The sequence below is a fragment of the Aquimarina macrocephali JAMB N27 genome (genome assembly GCF_000520995.1).
Taxonomy (GTDB): domain Bacteria; phylum Bacteroidota; class Bacteroidia; order Flavobacteriales; family Flavobacteriaceae; genus Aquimarina; species Aquimarina macrocephali.
Genome location: NZ_JACA01000065.1, coordinates 17,625 through 40,416, shown reverse-complemented (window position 1 = coordinate 40,416; position 22,792 = coordinate 17,625). Strand labels below are relative to the sequence as shown.

The window sequence follows — 22,792 nt, the reverse complement described above, 5'->3', positions numbered from 1 at the left end:
CTCTTATGCAAATATAGCCGCTAGATTTCCAAAAGGAGGATGCAAGACCAAGCCCTTCGGGGACACGAACATTTTTTACTACGAAAAAGAAAAACACACTAAAAAATAACCGCTGCCATCTTGCCCGTCATGCTTCGCGTCAATTATTGCACCGCTTTCGAGATCACAAAAGCCAAATGGATCGAAAAAGCATTAAAAATAAATGTTTAATCTTAAATATTAGAAATTATGGCAGGAACAGCAAAACAAAATGGAGTAGAAAAAAAGACTCCAGCAGCGAACACAAAAAATGGTGCAACATCAAAAACAACAACACCAGTGAAAACACTTGCACAAGAAGCAATTGACGTAAAAGTCACTAAATCTTTGGAAGAACGCATTACCAACTTTGAAAAGCTCAAAGGGTTAGCCAATCAAAGAGAGCGATTAACGACCACATTGGATGAGCTCAACAAGTTTAAATTCAATAACGGCGATAATTGTGTTTTTGCTCTTAAAGATGAAAATCATAAGGAGTTCAAAACATCTAATAATAATTTGATCCAGATTGTTACCGATGTTCTTCAGGAGACATTAACATCTCGAAAAACAGAGATTGAAAATGAAATTCTAAACTTTGATCTTTAAAAATTTTTTCTCAATAATCCTCTCACTTAATTGTGAGGGGATTTTTTATGTTTGTAGTTAAATACTCAAATCTTACCTCATTCACCCTTCACAAAATTACACTAAGTCAAAGCGAGTTTGCCTTATCTTAAATCTTTGCTTGGTTCATTTCGTTAAGAGCTGCATTTCTTATTTGATTTGCAATAGTGTGTTATGGGTGGTACACTTTCTATAGTGAAAGGAGATGCTTTATGCCAACAAATAAACCTAGAATTCAAGTAACACTTGACCAAGAAACAAATGGTTTGCTTTCTATGCTTGCTGATAATCAAGATCGTTCAATGTCTGCAACGGCGGCTGATTTAATACGTGAAGCTTTAGAACTTAGGGAAGACAAGCAGTTTTCTAAGATTAGTAATCAGCGCATTGCCGAAGATGATGGTCAGCGCCATAATCACAATGATGCTTGGGAATGACGCATGACTTTTCGCATTGAGTATCTTAGCTCTGTTATTTCAAAAGATATTCCCAAGCTTCCTAAATCTGCAAAAGCTCTTATTAAAAAAGCGATTGAAACACGTTTAACATTAGACCCTGTATCCTATGGTAAACCGTTACGATATGGCTTATCTGGGCAAAGACGTTTACGGGTTAGTGATTACAGAATAATTTATACCATCGATCATGATGAAAATATCGTCATTATTAATACAATTAAACATCGCAAAGATGTTTATGATTGAATAAATATGTATCGCCCCTGGCGATGAAGTTCATGTGAGTCATCCCAAGTATGGAATGGCTTTTTTTGTATCAGAATCCTTGTCTCTATCTGTCAAGAACCCTCGCTAAAGCGAGTAGCAAAGCTCTCAGCTAAAACTTTTTAAGTGCGTTTGAGTATCATTAGGCAAGGGTTGAACGATGAAATCTCAAGATAAAATCTGTAAAAAAACTTTTCGCTTCGGTTCTCAAAAATGACAGATACAGCCGCTTTGTAGCGACAATTCTTGTCGCCCCAAAAAAATTATGTTTTGGGGCGCAAGTTCATTTGGAGAGGCTTCTTACTCTAATAAGCAAACGTTCAGGCAAGCCGAGACTTAAACAACAACTTAAAAAAGGAAAAGTCTAATGACTAGATATGAGCAACCATTTCAAGAGTATTTTCAAAATGTCAAAGACATGCTTTTAGAACAATATGAAAGTTCTATAGATAGTGTGGATCAACGCCAGATTATAAAATCACATGATGTGAAGGAAAGCGTTCAACTCTGCGTACAAAAATTAGCAGTTCAGTATTCTTTGAGTGCAACTAAAGATGAATACCGTATCAAAACAGAACTTATTCAGTTTCAAAATGACCTTTTTAGAACCTCCCCAATAATAGCAGATGGATACGGTGTCAAAGGCACTGTTGTTATTACGCAAGGCATTGCAGCACTTTCAAAAGAAGATCAGGCGGCAATCATTCATAAAATAATCAATTTTGATGAGTTTTCAGAAGATAATGATCCGCATGGAGAGCATGATTTTGGGGCAATTGAACATGGAGGGGAAAAGATATTTTGGAAGATTGATTATTATAATATGAGCCTTGATATGGGTTCACCTGATGCGGCTGATCCTAAAGAAACTAAGCGTGTTTTAACGATCATGTTTGCATCCGAATATTAACAAGATTTCACCAACGAGCAGCCCGAAAAGGGCTGTTCCACGGTGCGATTTTGCATCGATCTATAAAGGAAAGCATAATGCGGATATTAACTGAAAATGATAAAATTACCGTTTTGAAAAGAGTATTGGAAGGATCATCTAAACGCCAAGAGGAATGGGAAAACTATGCACAAAAAGGATTGAGCGATACAGAACTAGAACAGTTTATAAAACAGATTTTAGGGATTGCAGGTGGAAGCGGTTGCAGAGATTCAATTCATGTTTCTTACCAAGGCTCAGGCTTGAAAATATGGGCAAGCTGTATATCCCAAAATCCAATGCACCCTTTAAAATGAATACCCTTATCCCTCGTAATATGGCATTCGAGGTACAAAAGGCGTTGAACAGCATTGTAAAGGAAAAAGGAAATATAGATCATTATGTTCGAAATGGACTTAAATATGTATCTACAGCGACCTTGTGGAAAGCACTTGCTGCAGAGCAAGTGGATGCCCTGGCATTATATTTAAAACAATTTGAACGTGGACAGGGAATTATAGTAGCAGATCAGACAGGAATAGGGAAAGGGAGACAGGCAGCAGCCGTATTACGTCACGCTGTAAAAAACGGATACTTACCTGTTTTCTTTACTAAGAAACCTGAACTTTTTTCTGATATGTATCGGGATTTAAAGGCCATTGGATTTTCAGACATTCATCCCTTTATTGTCAATACAGATACTAAGGGAAAAATCAAAGATGCCGATGGTAGTGTTGTGTTTTCTCCATTATCTGCCGATACCCAGTCAGCTTTACTAACCAAGGAAGACACCTATGACATTGAAAGCCCGGAAGCTATTGCCTGGCTTAAAAGAAATGCAATGTCAATGCCTAATCCAGAAGAAACCCCAACCTTAACTATTAAAAAAAGCATAGACTATTTACCTGTGGGCTATGATATGGTCTTTTGTACCTATTCACAGGTACAATCAGCACACCCGTACAAAAGAGATTGGATTGAGCAATTATGTATCAATGGCGTAGAAGGGAGTAAGAAGTATAAGAAAGTTGTATTCATTCTTGATGAATCCCATATGGCAGGAGGATTTGATTCTATTATTGGGAGATGGATGCGTAGTGTTTTACCGAATACTGTAGCCTGTTGTTTTTTAAGTGCCACGTTTGCGAAGTACCCTGAAGTCATGCCTTTTTACGCCAAGAAAACTGCCATTATGGAAACGGGTTTAAGTGACCCAAATTTTGTGAGTTCTATGGTGAGTGGTGGATTGGCGTTACAAGAAATTGTAGCCTCTAATCTGGCCGAAAGTGGGCAACTCATCAGGCGTCAACGCTCCAATGAAGGTATTAACATCGACTATATCGTATTAGATGAAGAACCGCAGCGTAGTAAACACCGTAAAAGTGTCAACCGCATCATAAAGTTGATGAACCGTGTAGTAGACTATGAAGCTACCTATATTACTCCTGAATTAAATCTAATTCACAGCCAAGCAAAGGCTATGGGAGAATTAGTAAAAAAGAAACCAAGAGCCCTTGGTGTTAAATCAGCACCCTTTTTCTCCAGGGTTTTCAATATTGTAGATCAGATGTTATTCGCATTAAAAGTACAAGATGCAGCACGAATTACCCTTGATATATTAAAACAAGATAAAAAGGTGGTCATTGCTTTCAAGTCTACTATGGGAACCTTTTTAAAAGACCTTAATGTTTCCAGTGGTGATGTGATACCCTTAGAAGAGTTGGATTTTGTTAGGACGATGGTAAAAAGTCTGGATGGTGTTTTTAACTATAACTACACCAATATTGATGGTACTAAAAGCAGACAGAAACTACAATTAGCCGAATTATCAGACCATGCGATAGCGGAATATCATGATATAAAGAGAGCCATGCTTTCTGAATCATCAGGGCTTATGGTATCACCAATTGACCAGCTTATTGATATCCTTACCCATACCAAAAAGCCAAAATCCATTGGAGGACATGACGGGGAGTATTTCAAAGTAGCGGAAGTGACCGGAAGAAACCAAAAGGTATATTTCGAAGGAGATGATGCTATCGTATCCTCTTTCCGTAGCGATGCTGAAAAATCATTCCGATTGTTCAATAGTGGAGATTATGACGTGCTACTCATCAATCAAAGTGGTAGTACAGGTTTTTCTGCACATTCCTCAAAAGATTTCAGAGATCAGCGACAACGACATATGATCATTCCACAGTTTGAGCTGGATGTGAATACGATGGTTCAAATTTTAGGAAGGGTAAACAGGACTTCACAAGTAAACTTGCCCGGATATTCATTTTTAACCAGTGACATTCCTATGGAGGTTCGCTTGATGACGATGATGAAAGCGAAATTAAAATCATTGGATGCCAATACTACAGGATCTCAAAACACCAATGATGATACCTTAAAGAGTGAAGATTTTCTGAATAAATATGGGGATAAAGTGGCGTGGCAATGGGTGGATGAACATCAGGAATTACTACCACAATTGGGATATCCAACGTACCATAGAAAGGTGGATAGTAAAACAGGAAATAGTTACTATGAACGTAATGAGACTAAAGAAGGTGCAATTCGTCAATTGACGGGTCGTGCAGGTTTACTTTTAGTGAAAGACCAGGAAAAGTTGTACAGTGAATTATTAGGAATGTACACCCAACAAATTATACTTGAAAAGCAAGAAGGAACGTATGATTTAGAAACGGAGTTCCTGCAATTAGATGCAGATGTCAAGAAACGATTTTTATATCAAAAGGGCAATGGAGGAAATACTCCTTTTGGAAAAGATACAGTGCGGGAACAATCTATCGTCAACAACCTTAATAGACCACTTACTAAGACTGAAATAGACAAACGTATTAAAGAAGTATTAGAAGGAAAAACCCCAAAAGATGGTAAACAGGAGTTGATAGATGCCATTGAAAAAGACTATCCAGAATTAATTGAGAAGCGGAAAGCTAAAAAACTCACCTCCATTGAAAAAACCCGTACGGAATTATCAAATCTGCCGGATTCCGGTTCAGGAAAGGATGAAAAGGAAAATGATAAGATTGCCAGTAAGAGGACAAAACTAACAGAGATTATAGAAGAAGAAACTAATGAGTTGAATTCTCTTGTCGCTAGATTAGAGCGTATCAAAACCGTTATTCTTCGGGCGATGAGTGCTTTTGAAATGGGTGATGTAGTAAAAGTCCCCAAAGTAGGTTCTATTACAGAACCTTCCTGGGGAATCTTCTTAGGAATTGCCATAGGAACATCAACAGGTAATCCTTATAAACTAAGTAATATTCGAATGCGATTTGCAGTTGCAGATCAGCGTAAAATACTAACCTACTCGTTGGTTTCAGAACAACAGGATTTTATCAATAGGATTTATCAGGAAAGTAAAGAGATTACAGAAGAGGAAAGAACAAATGTGCCTGGGCACTGGAATGAACTCATCAAAAAGGCATCATCTAAACGGGAGAAACGACAGATTCTGACAGAGAATATTGTAGCAGCTTCCAACGAAATAGGGTCGAAGAATAGATTGATCAAATACAATACAAAATCGGGAACCATTAAAAATGGCATACTGATGTCTTTTGACTTTGGCAAGGATGGGAATCATATGGCATTACTTCCTATATCATCAGCTCTTAAAGCTATAGAGATGTTACCATTGGATAACACCTTTTTAGACCACGCACAAGGGATTAAATTTAAACGTATCGGAGAAAACTATGTTCAGGTGTATATGAGTAAACGAGAACATTATAAGTTAGGGATTGATCCGAAGTTACGCCAATTAATCAGACGAGCAGAAGGGCAGAGTGAGGATGAGCTACCAGATTTTGTTCAAAACGCAGGAGATATGACAGGGGTGCTATCCCTTACAAAATTAGAAGCTTTCCTTGCAGAACTCGATACTCATGGCATTAAGATAGAAGGAGAAGCCAAAGAATTGGAAGATTGGGAAATTGAAAATCGAACAGATTGGGATGCCAGAACTACTGGAACTACTGGGAAATGGAAATACGAACTAGGTAGACCCTTTGGAGAGGGTAGTAATCCGAAATCTGGTTTTTTAGAGTATGAAGAACCGAAAGGAAACTATCCATTTGGAGTGGTCCTATATGAACGTAAGCTAACCGACAAAGAAAAATACTCTTTTACGCTGATTCCTATATTCAAAAATGTGGTTGTTCCCTATATAGAATGGAAAAACACGACTCAAGATACTCCTATCTATAAAGAATTTGAAGAAATCATAGATCAGACAAAGAAGGTTTCTATTCACGAAGCACAGGATGTATTAGGCTATTTTATCACTAACAATCCCCACGAAGACGGCAATCCTGAATTCGTATTTGGACGCTATAGCCCACAGCAATTAGGATTAGCGTGTTATGAAGATATGATTTCCGAAATCACTCCATTGGATGAAGTATTAGACAAACTTCGATTATACCATAAACTATTGGCTTCATAAACATAGGAACAACCGGACACAATTAATAGAAAGCACATGAAAAAAAGAATATTCACCTTAGACATACCTGAAATACAACAGCTTCCAAACTTTATGAAAATCCTTGACGATTTAAGTGTTGGTAACAATGTGTTTTTAGTAGGGATGAAAGGAACAGGCAAATCAAGATTACAGGAACAGGTAAGTTACTCCTATTTTGGGAGAAGGCGAAATGATCAAAAAGAACTGCCATACACGATCATTAATTGTAATCAATGGACTTCACCCATTGATATCATAGGTGGACAAACCTTAGACGGGTATCAGGAAGGTGCATTATCTAAAGCTTGGAGTGAAGGCAAGATTTTATTGCTGGATGAATTACCAAAATTAGATCCGAATACGGCAGGATTACTGAACTATGCCTTGGCAAAAACAGCAGATACCGATGCCGTTATTCTGAATGGCCAGAAAAGACCCATTAGAAAACATCCGGATTTCGGTTGTATAGCTTCAGGGAATACATTAGGTAAAGCGATTAGTCATTCCTATGTCGGAAATAATAAACAAGATGCTTCCTTATTAGACCGATTTAGTGGCAGTATTTATGAGATCGGCTTTAATGAAGCATTGGAACGACAAGTGGTTTATCCAGCCGTAGTATCGATTTGCATTAAGATACGAAACTCCATACTGGCATACGAAGGAGAAGGAAATATGGAGATGGATACCGAAGATATCATGACGCTAAGAACGATGATTAATATGCAACGCATTTATGAACTGGAGATGATGCGTGAGATGGGCATCAAAGATGCTAATGGTACGATTCACCACACTATTCTCAATGGGAAAACCTTAAAAGATTGTTTAGAAAGTTTCTTCTGGGCGATGAGTACTGAAAAAGCAGCTCGCATAAAAGATGACGTTGGATACGAAGATTTTATAAATAAGTATAAAGGGTCGGTAATGAAAGATGAATTTGTGGCAGAATATAATCGTAGAAAGTGATTGAGATGACAACTCCAAGGATACATACTAAAAGTAGTGAGGAAGGATATACGATAAACTATGCTTTTTATGAGAGCGTAATGTCTTTTCATGCTTTTGTAGATCAGCAAATACCAAAACTAAATCAGCGTAATGCACGGGCTTTTAGAGGTATTAATGATTGGGTGTCTTTGCAGATTAAAGCAAATTCTAATACCTATGGTTTCCCTCTTCCTAAGAATGTAGAAGAATTAAACAACCATAAAACATTTATGGGGATGCATATACTGGAAAAAATCCGACCTAAGATCAAATCAAAGCTACATTCTTTCTTACGGATGGCGGATTCACAAACGATAGCTAAGCCAAAACTTGCTTTCAATGATAAAGGGATTGGAGTATTTTCTTTTGATAGGGCAGCTTTAGGGTTATATCGAAGAATACCAATTATAGAAAGCAAAGAGAGTCCTTTAAAACAAAGTATAGAAAAACTAAAGATTGCCTTACACGTTGGAAATGTCGGGAGTTCTGTTAAGAAAGTATTTGCTCATTTTGAACAAAAAAAAGGAACCTATCCAGCATTAGAGCTATACCTAATGGGAGGAGGAAACGCAAAAATTGAAGGAGATGCCCTTATGTATGTTGGTGTTGCCTGCGGTGAGTTAGTAGATTATATGGAAGCCAGAGGAATACCAGTTGCCATTAATGTAGTTATAGCAACTTCATTTAACAAGCACATCATAGCAGGAATCATACGATTAAAACACTTCGAAGATCATCTGGACAAAAATCAATTGCTTTTACTGACAAGTGACCCCAAATACTTTAGATACAGGGGGTTTAAGGCATTAGTGTCATTAGGAGATTATTTCGGTTTTGACTTACCTGTAGGTTTAGGGACGCATTTCGAAGGTATGGACCAGTGTATTGTAAACACTATTACAAATAGCAGAGGAATGTCTTTTGGTCAGAGCTACTCCATAGAAGAATCGGTAAAGGAAATCATAAGCATCATCAAATCATATAAAGTAACCTTAAACGAATACGCATAGGATGGGAAGCAACATAGAAGAAACACTTGAAAAGAAGATCGTTGAAAAAATTATGAATAGAGCTATCGAGATTAACGATAGCTGTAAGGAACATTGTCGTGAGTTTAAAATTATGAAATCTAAGAAACATAAAAACACCCTCTTTCTAAGATGGCTAACTATCGATGTAAGCAATGTTGATCGTTTGTTTCAATGCTATCGGTATGAGTGTTTCGATGCGGACGGAACACCACAATACTGCTCGATTCATTACGCGAACCAAGAAGAAGCTAATGAATTTTTTAAAGGACTAAAACCCTTATATATCCAAGAATATGCAATAGACCATAAATCAAAATAAGCTATGTATAAAGTCAAAGATGTTACTCGCGAAGAATTAAAGAACCTACAAGTTCCCAATCAGGAAATGATAGAACGCTATCGAGGTAGTACACTAAATCCATTAGAAAGTTTTCAATTGATTAAGGAAAGTACAGAAGAGTTTACCAAAGATGATCCCGTAGCGAAAGAAGCAGATCAATTATTGTATTGGTTGATCTATCCAGATAAGCAAGAGAAGGAAATGAAACAAGTTCATGAAGAAGGAATAAAAGAGACAATGTCTCAAAAATCTTTTGAAGAAATGAAAATGAAGGAAAAAGAGCGAGTAAGGGAATTGGCATTGCTTGATTTGGAATTAGAACTAGAAATGGAATCCAAAAAGAAAACCGCATAATTATTTAAAACTAAAAGAGATGATAACGATTCAAGACCTATTAAAAATTGACCTAAACAAAATTGATAGTAAAAAAGTGAGATCCTTTGCTGAAGATGTTATAAAGGATTTTAAGGAAGCAGAGGATAAAGAAAAAGCAGCCGAAATATATCAGGGGAGTGTTGATAAGGTATATCAAATGATCAGCAAATATTCACCAGAAGCGTTGCCTTCTGCCTTGGAGAATCCTTGTGAAGATGTTACTGAAGTAAAAGATAAAAAGGCAAAAGAGAAGAAAAAGACTCAAAAAAAAGCAAATACCACTACCCAAAAGAAACCTTCCGAAACAGCTAAGAGTAAAAAAAAGAAAACCCCTACCTCAAAGCCTAAACAAGAGGCTACAAAGGCAGAAATCAATGAATTGGAGGAAGAAGTGAAGGTGTGTCGGGTAAAAATGAAAATGTACAGAGAAGAAAAACGAAAGTTAGAAGGGCCAAAACCCCAACCTACGCGATACGCTAAAATTAAAGGTCACTTTGTTTCATTAGGAAACCTAATTCCAAAAGGGTTAAAAGATGATTTGGAGGTTCAAAAGGAAGCTAATAAATTTTTAAGAAATGCGCATCGATCCCTGTTAAAAATTTATAAGATGAACGCTATAAAGGGACAAAAGGATAATGAAGAACTGAAGGAACGATATGAAAAAATCGAAGAAAAATTAGAACAATAATAAACGGTTAAAACAGAAAGTATGAAAATTGATAAAACAGTAGTAATCATAACAGGAGTTGGGTTAGCCATTGGATTTGCAGAAGCTTTGGTGTATTATAATCTCGGCACGAATGCCAATAGAAAAGAGTTCAAGTTTGGCATTCCTAAAGGAAAAGAACTTGCCAAAAATATGGGTGTAGTATTAGCGACATCTGCATTGACGGCATTGCTATCCTATCAAATCGAAAAATCAATAGAAGCCAAAACAGCGGGAAACCTTGTTGCAGCATAATTAAACATAACCTTTTTGAAATGAAAAAAATGAAAGAAGTAAAGTTTACTGTTTTTTTGGAGGCCAATGGCCTTAATAAAAATGATTTACCAAAACCACTAGTAGAGAAAATCAGTATTTTCTGGAAGCTACACAAACTCTTTGACGCTATCCAGGATTCAGACCGTAAGGAATTATTAGAGCAATTAGAGCAACTTGACTATGAAATCCTTGGCGATATAGAAGAAGAATACGAAGATCAGTTAGAAAATAATGATCGATTAGAGGAGCTTATGAAATCCCCTTTGGTTAAAGAATCTCTTAAAAAGAAAGTAAAAGCAAAGATACGTACCGATCAAACCATAGTACAAGAATTGGTTGCTATGGGGAGAACAAAAAATATTAGAAAATCAGAACTGATAGATATGGGTATAAAGGCAAAAATAGAAAGGGATGTCATTATTGGCAACTACATATTGAAAAGAATGTCAGTTTTCTTTCATGTATACAAAATTGTCTCCTTAAAAAAGTGATGGCTTAGTCTTGTAACGAATGTAAACAAATTAGAGATATGGGAGAAACAGCAGGAAAAGAGTATTCAGATTTACAACAAGGAATTGATAAGTTGGTTGGCAAATTTGGGGTGCCTAAAACTATAAAAATCATACGTCAATTATCGGGAACCACTAAGGTTCGGAAACATAAAAATCAGCGTATTAAGTTGATAACAGCTTTTGTGACTTCTGAAGCATTTAAAATTTTTGAAGTAGAACATAAAGAGTTAAATGGTAAGCTGACAAAACAGTTCAAAGAAGCTCGTATGGCAAGCTATCATATCCTAAATCAATTTACCAGATTAAGTTACAATGAGATAGGAAAGTATTTTGATCAAGGAAAGTTTGGAGCTTATTATCATATCAAAAGATGTAAAGAAACCCTATCTATTCCACAATTTAATAAATCCTTCGTTGGGCGATATGAAACTTTAGAAGAGAACCTTATTCAATTTATAGCAAAAATAAACTAAGAACACATGAAGAAAGAGTTAGAAAAAGAAGTGGTAGATGTATTAAAAAATCCAAACAATATAGGTTTTGAAGAGATACAAGATGAAGAACTTAGCCCATTAAATCAAGCAGTCATTGAAAAAGAAATAGCTGGAGTGGCAAAATCTGATGATTGGAATATATGGAAACCGGATAGACCGGGACAAAGGAATGACCCCAGAAGTGAAGAAGAAAATTCAAGAAAAGAAATGGAGCAAGAAAATTTTGAGGCGAGAAATGAAACACCTTTAGATGCACCAGAACAAGAAATTGGAGGAGGAAGTGAGGATGAGTCAAATATGGGTGATAAGAATTCGCATACTAATGATGATACGGAGAAGGAAGAATTTGAACTACCAACGGCTGCAGCCAAACAAGCTGCTGATAGTATTTTCGGAACGGTTAATAATCTCATTGATCTTGGAGGTGGATATTTTGTTAAGATCAAAAAGCATAAAGAGTTTTATGATTTTGATGAGATTATAGAATTAATTGATCTACAGAATGAAAAGAATGTAAAGCGGATAAAATTAGATAAGGAAGATAAAGCCTTACTAAAACCATTATTGGTTCAAATACTGAAAAGAAAAGCAAAAAAGCTTACTCCTGAAAAACAATTGATGGCTGTAGTATTATCGATTTTATTTAAAAAAGGGCGAGTGATTATGGAAATCAAAGCAGAAAATGATCTTTTAGTAGAAAGAATTTTGGATATCGTAAGAGAAGAGAAAGGGTATTCAGATCGGGATTTAGAATCAGATGACCCAAAAAAAGATATACTGGAAACAGCCTATGAGAACATCAATGGGGAACTAGAACCTAAACAAGAAGAAGAGCTATTAAAAGAAAAAGAAATTATTGACCCTGTTAGTGTTGAAGAACAATATGATGAAGAATCAAGAATGGAAAATGCGATTATGGAAGTGGCAGAAGATAGTGCAGAGTGATGAAGATATGATTACAAAATCTAGGACTAAGAAAAAAACTGCCAGAGGTAGAAAACCTATTGTCTATAGTAATGAGGACTTAGAACGAGATCCTTTTGTGATGCTTATTATTGGGGAAACCGGAGTTGGGAAAACATACCGCACCAATCAGGAGATCAAATATTATATGGCAGATAATCCGGAAATCGGTAAAAAAGGGAGAAAAGTTTTAGCATTTGATACGAATGGCCACGATTATCCTACTTTCCGTACCGTAAGCCCAAACTACATCAAAGCATTAACAAAGGTAGCTGTCAGAAGAATTCTTCCTTTTAATAGTGATGGGAATGCCATGAGCAATATAGAAAAGAGGGAAGTAGCAGAAAAGATCGTGAATCATTTTAAAAATGGACTTGTGGTACTGGATGATGTGGATAGTTATATGAGTGGAGCAAAAGGCCAGTCTATCATTGGAGCTTTAACTACAGTGAGACATAAAGGAATAGATATTTTGTTTTTACATCAATCTTTAGGTAAAGTTACAACGACACAATTTCAGGCATGCACCTGGATACGATTGCATCATCAACTTGACCCTATTACAAAATATAAAGAAAGAATCCCTAATTATTCGATTGTAAGAATAGCACAACTCATAATTAATGAACAGTACGATCTATGTTCTAAGGCTATGGATGAAGGTAGGTTTAAGACAGAAGATGAATATAAAAAACAGAGAAGTTTTTTTGTGTATATCGATATGCGCAGACGAAAAGTTAGTGGATGTACCAGAGCAGCCTATATCCGAGGGTGTAAACGGTTTATAGATCAGGAAGAAAAATCAACCATTCGTATGATGTTGAATGAACGAGATTTTTATGATAAACCCATTTATCCAAATCGAAATGCGGCTATTATTAAACTGATTGCAGATTACCTACGCTATCACGATGACAAATTTCATAGTCCAGTTTAAAACAAGATTAAAAGCTTAGAATAATCCAAATGAATAACTAATTCTTGGTACATTTATCTTTACTTATGACTATTAAAGTTGAGTAAGGAATTCTTTTTTTATAATTTTAATTTGGATAGCGTCGAATAACATTAATTATATTATAATCAAGAACATGAAATTTGAGAGAGCAATAAAATATGCATTAAATAGGGATACAGGAGAAGTAATTGATGCGAGTTTGATGTTTCAAGAGAGTAAGATTGCACATAAATATAGAGAGGCATACAATCGGGAAGAATTTGGTTTACATTGTTTGGAATGCGACAATCCACTGGTCATTTCTTCAAGTAAATATGATAAAATTTATTTACGACATTCTCCTGGTTCTTCAAATTGTATACTGAAAGATGAAAAATTCACATTAGAAGAAGAAAATCGCTACTATGATTGTCTAAAAAGTAAAGAGTCAGAGAGACATATCTTTCTTAAAAAAGTAATAGGAAAATATTTAAAGGATGTACCACAAATTCAAAATTTATGGATAGATAACAGATTTATTTATAACGATCAAGGAGATAAAAGAAAACCAGATATCTATTGTCAATATAAAGGAAAAGAAATAGTCTTTGAAATTCAACTATCGAATTTATCACAAAAGTACATTTTAAGCAGGTTTGATTTCTATAAACAAAAGGGAATATATCTTATCTGGATTCTTGATAATTTTGATGTGCTAGGCAATACACAAACTGAAAAAGATATAAAGTATCTATCCGTGCATCAGAACTACTTTAGATTTGATGATAAAGTTAAAGAGTTTAGGTTAAATTGTAAGTTCAAACAAACCCATCTATCCTCAGTTAATAAGTTTTATGATCAATGGAACGATGTAAATATAACATTGGATAAATTAACCTTTGATGAAAATAATAAAGAGGTTTATTTTTATAATTTTTTGAAGAATAAGGAGGATTTATTGATGATCCAAAGAAGGAATCAATTTAAAATCGATAAGAAAAAAAAGGAAATTGACAACCAGAGGAGAATAAATGAAGAGCAAGAAAAGATAACCTATAGGGTTTATGATTTTTTAGAAAAAATATCTGTTGAGAAAAAAAGAAAATATTCGGATTTTAAGGAGTTAAAGTATGAACTACAGTTATTTAAAGTATCAGAACTTGAATTGCTAAATAATCGATTACAGATAGACGAAAAAGAAAGATTGTTTAGGTGGGTACAAAATGGTGAGAATAGTGAATACGGATTTTTTGAATTTATATTGAATTCTAATATTCATTTTGATATCAATAAAACAGATAAAAATGGTAATGATGTTTTATATCATCTGTTTAAAAATGAAAACATTTATTCAAAAGAACAATTCTTAGAGCTTTTTTTTAAGAGAGGGTTTGTTTTTCTACAAAAACACGAAGCGATAGTCAAAAAGAGCTATGTCGAACAAGCAGATTACCAGCGTTTAATTTTAATTTGCCAACTAGCATCAAAAGTCCCTAAATGGCTACTTCAAGAATTATTTACGTTCAAATCACAACGTGTACTTTGTATAATTCATAGCTGCATCGAGAAACAAATTACAGGTTTTAAATTCAAGAATTGGATAGCCTTGTTGAATCACGCAATTTATAATTATCCTGAATATTGGAAATATATTGAGTCAACCCTAAAATCAACTGGCTTATTCAAGGAAGTAATTTCTTTAGATAAGAAAAAGACTTTTCAAAAAAAACTGAGTAATCATTCTCATAGTTCAGTAGAATATAATCAAGATTTTGCCCATCTTTATGGTCACTTATATCCTGAACTAATTTAAAGATACTTGTAATTACTAATTGTAGAGATATAAGTTGTAATCGTTAAGACTTAATCTGATAATTTTTTAGAATTAAATTAAATATAACCAAGCGATATTTTTAATCTGTTCTATACATAATAGACTTAAAAATGGATAAAGAGAAAGAGCCTACATACGAGGAACTAAAAAAAGAGAATGGTGTATTAAGGTCTGAACTCGATAAACGGAAAAAAAATAGCAAGTTTAAGAGAAAAACGGCCTTTTGGCTTGGTAGGACTTTTTTCGGATATTTTATAGGCAGAGACTTGAAAAGTTCAGTAGAGCTAGGAATTGATGAATATAACAGTACCAAAAAGATTTCATCTGAAAATCTATCAAATATTATTTCAAATATCATATGGCGGGTAACAAGAGTCAGTTTATTTACTGTTTTAATAGCACTACTTCCTTTTTTTATTTTGATAGCACAAACAAAGCTGTTGAGCAATCAGAATAACAAAATAGACAACCAAAATGTTCTAATCCAAAACCAAAATGACCTTATTCAGAACCAAAATAAACGATTAGATCAAGGAGTCTATCTACAGGAAGCTAACAGAAGATCATCTTTAGTTTATCAGTTTTCAAATGTTATGGATGCTATCAACGAAGAATTAAAAGATGAAAAGTTAAATCCAGATAGAAATTTGTCAAGGCAATTGGTAGGAAGAATCGTTTCTTTATCCAGAAGCCTGAAACCATACAGATATCTTACCAATGATACCCTTAGTTCATTAATAAGTCCTGAAAGATCTCAATTGCTGGTTAGTTTGGTTAATGCTGAATTAGGGGATTCCACTTATGAGAATATTTTTAGTGAAGGAGATTTTTCATATACAGAATTAAAAGATTACACCTTTAGATATATTCCTTTTGGAGGTATTCATTTTGATTATTCACATTTTGATAATGTGAATTTCATGTACTGTAACTTTACTGGTGCTACCTTAAATAATGTATTTTCTGATCATGTTAAATTTGAATATTGTGACTTTAATTCATTAACTATGAGAAATGCTCATTTTGAACACCTTGCAATTTTTACGTGTACCTTTAAAGAGGAAATACTTTTTAAGAACACTTATGTCAAGGATCTAAGATTTGAAGATACTAGCTCAAGAGTATCAAGTTTTGAAGACAATTTTTTTGAATCTTTGCTTATAATGAATTCCTATTCTACTTATTTTGATTACTCCTTTAACGAGAAAAGCGTTGCTAAATACTTCGGGAAAAATAAACCCGAAAAATATGATATACTGTCGGAAAACAAGAAAAATTTGATTTTTGATAATAATGCTATTGGCTTTTCAAATTCATATTTTCAACATATATCAACTGATGAAACTATATTCTCTAAATCCGGAAAAGACAAAGGGTTTAAATTTCAGAGGTTTTATCTTGAAAAGCTAAATCAAAAAGATACGATACATAATTTTTTAGATGTAAATGAATATTTATTAAAATATGAAAAAGAGCCTAAAGAATCCCTTGTTTTAATTGATACACTAAGAACGCCTGCGAAATATTTAAAGCGTTTAAAAAGCAATGGGTTAGATATCAATGGAAATAATTATTTGTCTTTTGATAGATTCATTAAAAACGTACAAGAACTTATTGATGTTGAAAAAGAACAAAGAAAAACGTATACTGTTGAATCTATAAATCTTTAATTAACGAATTTATGGATACATTATATAAGATTTGGTAACAATTAATAAAGCCTAAATTCGTTTTATCTATTAAGGGAAATTGAACATAAGTTATATGAATACAATGGGAATTGAAGAAACTTTACTAGCCTATCATAAAGAAACTGGAAAGAACCGCAATTATACAATTGTACCAGTGGATAAATTACCAAGTGATGCAAGAGAAGTTAGATCTGTCTGTTTAAATGGAACCTATATTCAATTTTATGAGAGGATAAATATAGAGCAAAACAGTAGCGAAATATTTTGGGTTTTAGAGTTTGTTAAAGAATACTAGTCAATTCAAGAAGTATAATTATCTTTCTAAAATTATTCAACATAGAATAACAAAAAATGATTTATTTTTGTTTAAGTTCAATAATAATAGTACATTATTCAAATGGGTATAAGCAGCTATAACGAATACAGATCACACCTGACTGAAATTGAATTAAAAAATTCACCTGAAGAACTTTATTTTGAAGGTAATTTTTGTTTAATATATGAGGGTCAAAGAGTTTCGGTTGTTGGTTCAAGAAAAGTTAGTCCAGAAGGTAAAGTTAGAGCCAAAATTATTACAAAGAAGCTTGTTGAAAAATCTATAACTGTAGTTAGCGGACTTGCTGAGGGAGTTGATACAATTGCTCATACCACTGCGATTGAGCAAGGAGGAAAGACTATTTCAGTATTGGGCACTCCTTTAGACAAGGTATATCCAAAAGAAAACAAAGATTTACTGGAGAGAATTAAAAAAGAACATCTTGCGATATCTCAATTTCCAATTAATTATCCTTCAAGACCTGCGAACTTTCCTATTAGAAATCGTACAATGGCTTTAATTAGTGATGCAACAATCATTATTGAAGCATCAGAAAAAAGTGGAACAAGACATCAGGGATGGGAAGCTTTAAGATTGGGTAGAACTGTTTTAATACTTGAAAACATTGCTATGGACAAATCATTAAAATGGCCATCAGAAATGATTGAATATGGTGCTCAAGTTTTGACTAGAGAAAACTTTGACGATATCCTGGATAATTTGCCTTTCCTAACTGCGAAAATGGATTATGCTTTCTAGTTTAGATTTTGCAACATTCTCCAGATATAGCCCTAAAGGTGGTTCTAAATATGCTCAAAAATCCAGAACGTTACGAGGATTATTAAAGAATGGTAATCCTGTAATGACTCAAAATGCTTTTAAAATTATTAAGGGAATTCCAGAACTTATGACCTATTTTGAGGGAAATCCAATTTTAGTCCCTGTGCCAAGAAGTTCACCTATAAAAGAGGGGGCATTATGGCCAACTAAAGTGATTACAGATGAATTAGTTAAATTAGGTTTAGGGAGTGGAGTTTCTACCTGTTTAAAAAGAATAAAATCTGTGCCTAAATCAAGTTTTCAAACGGGAGCTGATAATAGGCCATCCGTTCTAAATCATTATGAGAGTTTACAGGCGGACTTTGAATTTTTGGATTCAAATACAATGATACTTGTAGATGATGTTTTGACACTAGGAAGAACTACAATGGCTTGTGCTTCAAGATTAAGTGAAGCTTTTCCGAATGCTGAAATCAAAGTATTTGCTTTGATGAGAACAAGAGGGTTTGAAGATGTAAATAAATTAGTAGAACCTCGTTTTGGGACAATGACTTTTAATAAATATAGTGGAAAAGTTCAAATGCCTGATTAGTTGTTAAATACATCTTCCACTAATATAAGTAGTTAGAATCAAGCAATGTGATTTTTTGGACACTAGATTTTATGAAAAAAATAATTACCGATTTAATCACACAACTTCTCCACTTTTTTGCGGGCTATTCTGAAATTGTATGACTTTGATTTTGAAATAACGTGTGATGTTTTCGATATATCAATTAATAAACTAATATAGAATAGATCATCTCCAGAATCTTGCAATTCTGTTTTTATTCGATTTAAAACCTCTTGTACGGATTCATATCCATCACTATTATTTGAAAGATTGGAAATGTATGTCTCTGTAAATGTCTTCCCAAAATTACCTTCAAAACCTTCTGATGGTTGGACATAAAAAAGTTCATACAGTTCTTCCAGAATATCATAATTTTCTACAACATTATAATTTGTAAAATTATTATCGGCTAATATTCTCAATAATCCTTTATTAACTACATTTATCATTTGCCTGATAGCATCATTTTCCTTCCAGTAAAACAATACTCTAAGAGCATTAGATGTGTGTATATTATCTCCGGAGTCCAAGTATTCACGTGCAAGTCTTGTACAAAGAGCCTGTTCTTCCTTTCTTTCAGTTAATAGGTCTACAGCAGACCAACAAATACTACTTTGAATATTTGTGCAACAATCTATTAATGCACTGCTATCGAGTGATTTTTCTATATATAGCTTAAGCTTTTCACTTCTATTCATGTTGTCATTCAGATTAGTTAAATAACTGCGTATTTGCGGATAAGTTTGTTCTAGACTATGTTCTAAAGCATAATCAATGTGCCATGATAAGACAAAAGCGGATAGTTCTTTATTTAGAATGTTATCAATAATTTTGTTATCAACAAGGGTTTTGTCATTAATTTTATCGAATAGATTTTGAAAGTTTTGATCTCCGTAATATGCAATTCCCATATTATAAAATGGAATACATTCTAATAAAAAAGATTGTTCTAGATCTAATGGAAAATGATCCAAAAAGAAGAATACCACTCGTAATTTTTCTATATCTGGGTGTAACTGAAATTTTGATGATCCCTTCCATATGATAAGCCTTTCAAGATCAATACTTTTAGCAGTTTTTTTGCACCACTCCGAAATGATTAATTTTTGATTTTCTGATACAGTATATACTTTCTTTTCTCTATTATAACGCTCGCGTAAGACCATTATTTGGTTAAACCTATAAAATTCGTTAACTTTTAATTCATTTCGTATTTGATCAAATTGAGTCAATTCATACACATTGCATAAATCTTGTAAGATAGCTAAAGAAGTAACTAATTCTCCACTGTTGTTATTTTCATTGTACCAAGTATCTGTCAAATTATGAATAATATCAAAAGTCATAGAAATAATATCATTTTCGATAAAGATTTCTTCAATTTCTTCAATTAGCTGTTCTGGTCGGAACAGTATATCAAAATTAGATTGTATCCTGTTTTTTAGATCCCTTTCTAAATTTAACTGGTCTTCTTCTGTCCATAATTTTTCTTTGAATTCCACCCCGTTATCTTTCATTAGACCCTCAAATCTTCTTGCTAATTCTTTATCATTTCGATTATTAATCATATTTCTGAACCCCTCGATTGATTCATCGGGCACTCCTTGGATTATTCGCTCACTAACTATTTCAAGTGAATCTGTGCTAATTATGTAGCATATAAAAAATCGAATTTTATCAAAGGGAAAGTTGTCTAAAAGATTTAGTATAACTTCTTGATCTACTTGACTTGACTTAATAATAGTTGTGATGAGATTACGGTATCTACGAAGAGGTATTTCGTTATCGATATTCGATAAGAATCTGATTATAAAGTTAGAATCTATTTGTATAAACTTAATACATTTCTCAGCAAAACCTTGTACAAAGGAATCAGTGTTTGGTAATGAAATACGAGGTTGTTTTTTAAAAAAATGTTGTGTGATAGTAAGAAAATTTTCTGGTGATTCTAATTTCAAGATTAATCCTTGTAACATATAATCATTTCTTCTATCGATATCTTCTGGAAATGCTCTCGGCATTACCTTGTGCGCCCTTAAAAACTCATTATGAAGAAACTCAAAGAATCTATCTATATTTTCATAATCTTCGATAAGTGATAACAAACTGCTATTGATATGATTTCCGGTATCCTTTGAAAATATTTCAAAAATAGAATCTAAATAATTGTCATCATTTTTTGCAAGTTTCCGTATGGTAATACAATCAACAATACTTGCTTTGATAGCAATATGATAATCTGGATCTCTAAGGCAATCAATTAAAAATTCTTTTATCTCTTCAATCTTATTTTCTGGGATGATGAAATAAGACAATAGGTTTATTGCTGAAATTAGTGCCCTTTGATGATTGGTTTTATCATGTATTTCATTTTTAAGATAAGTAAGGTTTTTTGGGACGCTTCCAAATGATGAAATTTCGGGTACACTAAAACTATTTCTGGTATCAATCCAAAGTGTTTTTTTCTTGCATTGGGTATCAAAATACTTTTTAAAAACAGATTCTCTTATGCCTGTATAAATTCTGTCTCCTTCAGCTTTAAATAATAATTCAGGTTCGTGATCTATTAGCCAATCAATTATACCATCAAATTTAGTAGTGGTATGATCCATGATATTAATAAGGAAACTTATGGTATTAAATAGGGATGGGTTTGTTTTTCCTGTATTTTCAATCTGAATTATATCAATAATATCATCGGTTTCGAGTTCTGAGATCATTAATGCTGCAAAATATTCCTGAATGTTACGATGCACAAAATACCAATCATCTGAATCGGGAATCTTATCAATTAAAGGGTTTTGCATAAATTGACTAAGATCAGAGGAATTAGTGTTGGTTATTTTCAAAAGCTGATCTTGGGTAAATACATTGGATTTCCTTAGTTCATTTATTAAAGAGATTTTTTTGCAATAGCTTTTAATCAATGTGATATTTAGACCTTTTCTTATTTGTTTATACTTTGTATCAATGGATAACCTTTTGTCTATATAATTTTCCCATAACATTGCTGTATTGGTTGGTAGTTTCTGGTGGGTGTTAATGTATTCACTAAGTACTTCAATTTGGAAAGGGTTTCTAAGAAAGGTTGAAATGTTTGAGTTGAAATCAAAATCATCAATGATTGGTCCACACAGTTTTTTTAATAATGATTTTCCCTCTGAGGGAATCAATTCTTTTAAATAAAAAACTTTAAAACCTGATATAGTTTTAACAATACTTTCATAGATGTTAGTTCTGCAACTGATTACAATACTAAATTGTTTGTTTTCGTTTTCTAGGATTGTTATAAAGTTCTCCAATTTAGAAATGAAGTCCTGAATATCTTGTATTTCATCAATTCCGTCAAAAATGAATGTAATATTGTCGACACTTTTCCACTTATAATATATGAATCTTTCTATTGTGTTTTGGGTAGTGAAATTTTTAAATTTCTGATAAACAGGTATTCTTTCATCAGTGCAGTCATCCCATATTTCTTGTGCCAAATGTTCAAGTTCATATGTTTTTCCCAATCCTGCATTGCCTAGTATTATTACTTTACTATTTTTTTCTTCTTTAGCAATAGTGGATAAGTGTTGAGGGTTGTTTTTACTATGGGATAAAAAACTGTATGGATTATTAATCGAAAGGTTAACATCATAATCCCTAGTAATATAAATTTCTTGGGGTTTTATATTACCTATAAACTTTAATATGTGTTTATCTGTAAGGTTTTTTTTGGATAATGTAGCTGTAGATAGAACTTCATCTAGCTCCTCCTTTGAGTTTACATTAATAATATTAAAATTGATAATTGAATCCTTAATATTTTTAAAAACTGTATATGGATTAGAAGAAAATAGATGTTTTAAAACCCTTTTTATCATTTTTCTTTTTTGTATTTAACCTTCGCTCCTTTTTCTACATCTTTAATATCTAGGTTTCCATTACCAGTTACGGTTGCATCGATCTCCGAACCAGATATCCTCGAAATTGTAGTACTACTACCTCCAGATAATTGTTTTTCAAATAAAATCGCTAGAACAGATATTGTCTGCGTAATTAAAACTACAATAGGTTCATAACCTGAGTCCTTTTTGTACCATAAGTAAATAGCTATAAATACAATCACATTCAATCCGAGTAGAATGTATTTTATTAAGTTTTTCATTTTTCT

General features: G+C 33.4%; 23 protein-coding genes. 21 read left to right on the top strand and 2 right to left on the bottom strand.

Annotated elements, in window-relative coordinates; genetic code table 11:
- The first annotated feature begins 228 nt into the window (after window positions 1–228).
- From Z054_RS0126065 to Z054_RS29355, 21 genes are all read left to right on the top strand, one after another.
- On the top strand, window positions 229–627 hold the full coding sequence (locus Z054_RS0126065; RefSeq protein WP_024772934.1) for a hypothetical protein: 399 nt from the start codon (window positions 229–231) through the stop codon (window positions 625–627).
- 230 nt (window positions 628–857) lie between these two features.
- Window positions 858–1,082 (top strand): hypothetical protein, encoded by a 225-nt coding sequence (locus Z054_RS0126060; RefSeq protein WP_024772933.1) that lies wholly within the window; start codon window positions 858–860, stop codon window positions 1,080–1,082.
- A gap of 3 nt (window positions 1,083–1,085) precedes the next feature.
- On the top strand, window positions 1,086–1,349 hold the full coding sequence (locus Z054_RS0126055; protein ID WP_024772932.1) for a type II toxin-antitoxin system RelE family toxin: 264 nt from the start codon (window positions 1,086–1,088) through the stop codon (window positions 1,347–1,349).
- Between the two features lie 385 nt (window positions 1,350–1,734).
- A complete protein-coding gene (locus Z054_RS0126050) occupies window positions 1,735–2,277 on the top strand; it encodes a DUF3768 domain-containing protein (RefSeq protein ID WP_206538815.1) in 543 nt (180 codons plus the stop codon).
- Between the two features lie 77 nt (window positions 2,278–2,354).
- On the top strand, window positions 2,355–2,612 hold the full coding sequence (locus Z054_RS31425; protein WP_024772930.1) for a hypothetical protein: 258 nt from the start codon (window positions 2,355–2,357) through the stop codon (window positions 2,610–2,612).
- Entirely contained in the window at window positions 2,609–6,754 is a 4,146-nt protein-coding gene (locus Z054_RS0126040) for a strawberry notch C-terminal domain-containing protein (protein ID WP_241461460.1), read from the top strand. The genes Z054_RS31425 and Z054_RS0126040 overlap by 4 nt, the downstream gene beginning before the upstream one ends.
- A gap of 36 nt (window positions 6,755–6,790) precedes the next feature.
- The gene (locus Z054_RS0126035; RefSeq protein ID WP_024772928.1) at window positions 6,791–7,744 is read left to right on the top strand and encodes an AAA family ATPase; all 954 of its coding nucleotides are present in this window, start codon (window positions 6,791–6,793) and stop codon (window positions 7,742–7,744) included.
- A gap of 5 nt (window positions 7,745–7,749) precedes the next feature.
- The gene (locus Z054_RS0126030) at window positions 7,750–8,775 is read left to right on the top strand and encodes a DUF7192 family protein (protein ID WP_024772927.1); all 1,026 of its coding nucleotides are present in this window, start codon (window positions 7,750–7,752) and stop codon (window positions 8,773–8,775) included.
- Between the two features lies 1 nt (window position 8,776).
- Entirely contained in the window at window positions 8,777–9,115 is a 339-nt protein-coding gene (locus Z054_RS0126025) for a hypothetical protein (RefSeq protein ID WP_024772926.1), read from the top strand.
- Window positions 9,116–9,118: 3 nt separating this feature from the next.
- Window positions 9,119–9,490, top strand: a complete 372-nt coding sequence (locus Z054_RS0126020) for a hypothetical protein (protein ID WP_024772925.1) — start codon at window positions 9,119–9,121, stop codon at window positions 9,488–9,490.
- Between the two features lie 19 nt (window positions 9,491–9,509).
- Window positions 9,510–10,199 carry a hypothetical protein gene (locus Z054_RS30640; protein ID WP_024772924.1) on the top strand — a complete coding sequence of 230 codons (690 nt, stop codon included), beginning with the start codon at window positions 9,510–9,512 and terminating at the stop codon, window positions 10,197–10,199.
- Window positions 10,200–10,220: 21 nt separating this feature from the next.
- A complete protein-coding gene (locus Z054_RS0126010) occupies window positions 10,221–10,472 on the top strand; it encodes a hypothetical protein (RefSeq protein WP_316929954.1) in 252 nt (83 codons plus the stop codon).
- 20 nt (window positions 10,473–10,492) lie between these two features.
- Window positions 10,493–10,984 carry a hypothetical protein gene (locus Z054_RS0126005; RefSeq protein ID WP_051473930.1) on the top strand — a complete coding sequence of 164 codons (492 nt, stop codon included), beginning with the start codon at window positions 10,493–10,495 and terminating at the stop codon, window positions 10,982–10,984.
- A 38-nt stretch (window positions 10,985–11,022) separates the two neighbouring features.
- On the top strand, window positions 11,023–11,478 hold the full coding sequence (locus tag Z054_RS0126000; protein WP_024772921.1) for a hypothetical protein: 456 nt from the start codon (window positions 11,023–11,025) through the stop codon (window positions 11,476–11,478).
- Between the two features lie 6 nt (window positions 11,479–11,484).
- The gene (locus tag Z054_RS0125995) at window positions 11,485–12,444 is read left to right on the top strand and encodes a hypothetical protein (protein ID WP_024772920.1); all 960 of its coding nucleotides are present in this window, start codon (window positions 11,485–11,487) and stop codon (window positions 12,442–12,444) included.
- Window positions 12,383–13,399: an ATP-binding protein gene (locus Z054_RS0125990; RefSeq protein ID WP_241461459.1), complete on the top strand. Its 1,017-nt coding sequence runs from the start codon at window positions 12,383–12,385 to the stop codon at window positions 13,397–13,399. Before Z054_RS0125995 ends, Z054_RS0125990 begins: the two co-directional genes overlap by 62 nt.
- A gap of 154 nt (window positions 13,400–13,553) precedes the next feature.
- Entirely contained in the window at window positions 13,554–15,212 is a 1,659-nt protein-coding gene (locus tag Z054_RS0125985) for a DUF6035 family protein (protein ID WP_024772918.1), read from the top strand.
- Between the two features lie 131 nt (window positions 15,213–15,343).
- Window positions 15,344–16,903: a pentapeptide repeat-containing protein gene (locus Z054_RS0125980; RefSeq protein WP_024772917.1), complete on the top strand. Its 1,560-nt coding sequence runs from the start codon at window positions 15,344–15,346 to the stop codon at window positions 16,901–16,903.
- A 94-nt stretch (window positions 16,904–16,997) separates the two neighbouring features.
- Window positions 16,998–17,219 carry a hypothetical protein gene (locus Z054_RS0125975; protein WP_024772916.1) on the top strand — a complete coding sequence of 74 codons (222 nt, stop codon included), beginning with the start codon at window positions 16,998–17,000 and terminating at the stop codon, window positions 17,217–17,219.
- A 102-nt stretch (window positions 17,220–17,321) separates the two neighbouring features.
- Window positions 17,322–17,999, top strand: a complete 678-nt coding sequence (locus tag Z054_RS0125970) for a DNA-processing protein DprA (RefSeq protein WP_024772915.1) — start codon at window positions 17,322–17,324, stop codon at window positions 17,997–17,999.
- Entirely contained in the window at window positions 17,989–18,612 is a 624-nt protein-coding gene (locus Z054_RS29355; RefSeq protein ID WP_024772914.1) for a hypothetical protein, read from the top strand. Before Z054_RS0125970 ends, Z054_RS29355 begins: the two co-directional genes overlap by 11 nt.
- 92 nt (window positions 18,613–18,704) lie before the next feature.
- Here Z054_RS29355 and Z054_RS0125960 read toward each other — a convergent pair whose 3' ends face one another.
- Both Z054_RS0125960 and Z054_RS0125955 read right to left on the bottom strand, forming a co-directional pair.
- Window positions 18,705–22,502 (bottom strand): NACHT domain-containing protein, encoded by a 3,798-nt coding sequence (locus Z054_RS0125960; RefSeq protein ID WP_024772913.1) that lies wholly within the window; start codon window positions 22,500–22,502, stop codon window positions 18,705–18,707.
- Window positions 22,499–22,786 carry a hypothetical protein gene (locus Z054_RS0125955; protein ID WP_024772912.1) on the bottom strand — a complete coding sequence of 96 codons (288 nt, stop codon included), beginning with the start codon at window positions 22,784–22,786 and terminating at the stop codon, window positions 22,499–22,501. The genes Z054_RS0125960 and Z054_RS0125955 overlap by 4 nt, the downstream gene beginning before the upstream one ends.
- Window positions 22,787–22,792 lie beyond the last annotated feature (6 nt).

Coding starts and splice junctions, on each gene's coding strand:
- Z054_RS0126065 (WP_024772934.1), top strand. CDS start 229: ATGGCAGGAACAGCAAAACAAAATGGAGTAGAAAAAAAGACTCCAGCA.
- Z054_RS0126060 (WP_024772933.1), top strand. CDS start 858: ATGCCAACAAATAAACCTAGAATTCAAGTAACACTTGACCAAGAAACA.
- Z054_RS0126055 (WP_024772932.1), top strand. CDS start 1,086: ATGACTTTTCGCATTGAGTATCTTAGCTCTGTTATTTCAAAAGATATT.
- Z054_RS0126050 (WP_206538815.1), top strand. CDS start 1,735: ATGACTAGATATGAGCAACCATTTCAAGAGTATTTTCAAAATGTCAAA.
- Z054_RS31425 (WP_024772930.1), top strand. CDS start 2,355: ATGCGGATATTAACTGAAAATGATAAAATTACCGTTTTGAAAAGAGTA.
- Z054_RS0126040 (WP_241461460.1), top strand. CDS start 2,609: ATGAATACCCTTATCCCTCGTAATATGGCATTCGAGGTACAAAAGGCG.
- Z054_RS0126035 (WP_024772928.1), top strand. CDS start 6,791: ATGAAAAAAAGAATATTCACCTTAGACATACCTGAAATACAACAGCTT.
- Z054_RS0126030 (WP_024772927.1), top strand. CDS start 7,750: ATGACAACTCCAAGGATACATACTAAAAGTAGTGAGGAAGGATATACG.
- Z054_RS0126025 (WP_024772926.1), top strand. CDS start 8,777: ATGGGAAGCAACATAGAAGAAACACTTGAAAAGAAGATCGTTGAAAAA.
- Z054_RS0126020 (WP_024772925.1), top strand. CDS start 9,119: ATGTATAAAGTCAAAGATGTTACTCGCGAAGAATTAAAGAACCTACAA.
- Z054_RS30640 (WP_024772924.1), top strand. CDS start 9,510: ATGATAACGATTCAAGACCTATTAAAAATTGACCTAAACAAAATTGAT.
- Z054_RS0126010 (WP_316929954.1), top strand. CDS start 10,221: ATGAAAATTGATAAAACAGTAGTAATCATAACAGGAGTTGGGTTAGCC.
- Z054_RS0126005 (WP_051473930.1), top strand. CDS start 10,493: ATGAAAAAAATGAAAGAAGTAAAGTTTACTGTTTTTTTGGAGGCCAAT.
- Z054_RS0126000 (WP_024772921.1), top strand. CDS start 11,023: ATGGGAGAAACAGCAGGAAAAGAGTATTCAGATTTACAACAAGGAATT.
- Z054_RS0125995 (WP_024772920.1), top strand. CDS start 11,485: ATGAAGAAAGAGTTAGAAAAAGAAGTGGTAGATGTATTAAAAAATCCA.
- Z054_RS0125990 (WP_241461459.1), top strand. CDS start 12,383: ATGATGAAGAATCAAGAATGGAAAATGCGATTATGGAAGTGGCAGAAG.
- Z054_RS0125985 (WP_024772918.1), top strand. CDS start 13,554: ATGAAATTTGAGAGAGCAATAAAATATGCATTAAATAGGGATACAGGA.
- Z054_RS0125980 (WP_024772917.1), top strand. CDS start 15,344: ATGGATAAAGAGAAAGAGCCTACATACGAGGAACTAAAAAAAGAGAAT.
- Z054_RS0125975 (WP_024772916.1), top strand. CDS start 16,998: ATGAATACAATGGGAATTGAAGAAACTTTACTAGCCTATCATAAAGAA.
- Z054_RS0125970 (WP_024772915.1), top strand. CDS start 17,322: ATGGGTATAAGCAGCTATAACGAATACAGATCACACCTGACTGAAATT.
- Z054_RS29355 (WP_024772914.1), top strand. CDS start 17,989: ATGCTTTCTAGTTTAGATTTTGCAACATTCTCCAGATATAGCCCTAAA.
- Z054_RS0125960 (WP_024772913.1), bottom strand. CDS start 22,502: ATGATAAAAAGGGTTTTAAAACATCTATTTTCTTCTAATCCATATACA.
- Z054_RS0125955 (WP_024772912.1), bottom strand. CDS start 22,786: ATGAAAAACTTAATAAAATACATTCTACTCGGATTGAATGTGATTGTA.